Source organism: Malikia granosa (assembly GCF_002980595.1).
GTDB classification, from domain to species: Bacteria; Pseudomonadota; Gammaproteobacteria; order Burkholderiales; family Burkholderiaceae_C; genus Malikia; species Malikia granosa.
In genome coordinates this window covers 1-1,994 of record NZ_PVLQ01000140.1, presented here as the reverse complement: position 1 = coordinate 1,994, position 1,994 = coordinate 1, and the positions used below count along the sequence as shown (strand labels likewise).

Genomic DNA, 1,994 nt, shown 5'->3' with positions numbered 1-1,994 from the left:
GCGCGGCCTGCCTGGTGACGCAGGACGGGCAGGTGCTGCGTCCGTCCTGAACCCCTGGGGCCTGGCTTGAGCGCGGCCCCCCGTTCCCCCACGCCCGGGCGCAGCCCCGGGCCTGTCGCCGAGCCAGCCCGGCTCGAGCGCCGGTCCTTGCCTCCCTCGCCTCCCTTGTTCCCCCCTGTCAGGAAAGTCCTCCCCATGGAAGCTGTCTCTCCCACCCTCATCAACCTGATCATCTTCGTGCTGGCGATCTACGTCGGCTACCACGTGGTCTGGAACGTCACCCCCGCCTTGCACACGCCGCTGATGGCGGTGACCAACGCGATCTCGGCGATCGTGATCGTCGGCGCCATGCTGGCGGCCGCGCTGACCGAGACCCCGCTGGGCAAGGCCATGGGCGTGCTGGCCGTGGCGCTGGCCGCGGTCAACGTCTGCGGCGGCTTCCTGGTCACGCGCCGCATGCTCGAGATGTTCAAGAAGAAGGAGCGCAAGCCGGCGGCTGCCAGCTCCGCGTCATCTGCCGCCAGCACTGAAGGAGCCGCGCAATGAGCATGAACCTCGTGGTACTGCTGTACCTGCTGGCCTCGGTCTGCTTCATCCAGGCGCTGAAAGGCCTGAGCCATCCCAAGACCTCGATCCTGGGCAACGCCTTCGGCATGAGCGGCATGGCGATCGCCGTGCTGACCACCATCGGCCTGATCTTCACCCTCGCGCAGCAGATGCAGGTCGATGCCGTGCAGGGCCTGGGCTGGGTGCTCGCCGGCCTGGTGCTCGGCGGCGGCGCCGGCGCCGTCATGGCCAAGCGGGTCGAGATGACCAAGATGCCCGAGCTGGTGGCCTTCATGCACAGCATGATCGGCCTGGCCGCGGTGTTCATCGCGGTCGCGGCCGTGGTCGAGCCCTGGGCGCTGATCCCGGGGCTGAGCAAGGGCAGCGAGGCACCGCTGGGCAACAAGGTCGAGCTGTTCCTGGGCGCGGCCATCGGCGCCATCACCTTCTCGGGCTCTGTTGTTGCGTTCGGCAAGCTCAGCGGCAAGTACAAGTTCCGCCTGTTCCAGGGCGCGCCGGTGAGCTTCGCCGGCCAGCACCTGCTCAACCTGGTGCTGGGTCTGGCGACCGTCGCATTGGGGCTGGTCTTCACGCTCGGCCAGGGCGAGACCGCCTTCGCCGCCTTCCTGGGCCTGCTCGCGCTGGCCTTCGTGCTCGGGGTGCTGATCATCATCCCGATCGGTGGCGCCGACATGCCGGTGGTGGTCTCGATGCTCAACAGCTACTCGGGCTGGGCGGCGGCCGGCATCGGCTTCAGCCTGAACAACGCGATGCTGATCGTCGCGGGCAGCCTGGTCGGGTCATCCGGCGCGATCCTGAGCTACATCATGTGCAAGGCGATGAACCGCAGCTTCTTCAGCGTGATCCTGGGCGGCTTCGGCGCCGATCCGGGTGAAGGCGTCAGCAGCAGCGGCGGCGTGCAGCGCACCGCCAAGAGCGGCAGCGCGGACGACGCGGCCTTCATCCTGGGACACGCCGAGACGGTGGTGATCGTGCCGGGCTACGGCCTGGCGGTGGCGCGCGCGCAGCATGCGGTCAAGGAGCTGGCGCACAAGCTCACCGAGAAGGGCATCACGGTCAAGTACGCGATCCACCCGGTCGCCGGCCGCATGCCGGGCCACATGAACGTGCTGCTGGCCGAGGCCGAGGTGCCCTACGACCAGGTGTTCGAGATGGAGGACATCAACGGCGAGTTCGGCCAGGCCGACGTGGCGATCATCCTGGGTGCCAACGACGTGGTGAATCCGGCCGCGCTGCAAAAGGGCAGCCCGATCTACGGCATGCCGATCCTGGAGGCCTACAAGGCCAAGACCGTGATCGTCAACAAGCGCAGCATGGCGGCGGGCTACGCCGGGCTGGACAACGAGCTGTTCTACCTCGACAAGACCATGATGGTGTTCGGCGACGCCAAGAAGGTGGTCGAGGAAATGACCAAGGCCGTCGAGTGA

General features: G+C 67.7%; 2 protein-coding genes. Both read left to right on the top strand.

Annotated elements, in window-relative coordinates:
* The first annotated feature begins 195 nt into the window (after window positions 1-195).
* Complete coding sequence (locus C6P64_RS17585; RefSeq protein WP_105749823.1) at window positions 196-546, top strand: NAD(P) transhydrogenase subunit alpha part 2; 351 nt, start codon at window positions 196-198, stop codon at window positions 544-546.
* Window positions 543-1,994, top strand: a complete 1,452-nt coding sequence (locus tag C6P64_RS17580) for an NAD(P)(+) transhydrogenase (Re/Si-specific) subunit beta (RefSeq protein WP_105749822.1) — start codon at window positions 543-545, stop codon at window positions 1,992-1,994. The genes C6P64_RS17585 and C6P64_RS17580 overlap by 4 nt, the downstream gene beginning before the upstream one ends.

Bases quoted from the DNA above. Each gene is read 5' to 3' on its own strand.
- C6P64_RS17580 (WP_105749822.1), top strand. From the start codon at position 543: ATGAGCATGAACCTCGTGGTACTGCTGTACCTGCTGGCCTCGGTCTGC.
- C6P64_RS17585 (WP_105749823.1), top strand. From the start codon at position 196: ATGGAAGCTGTCTCTCCCACCCTCATCAACCTGATCATCTTCGTGCTG.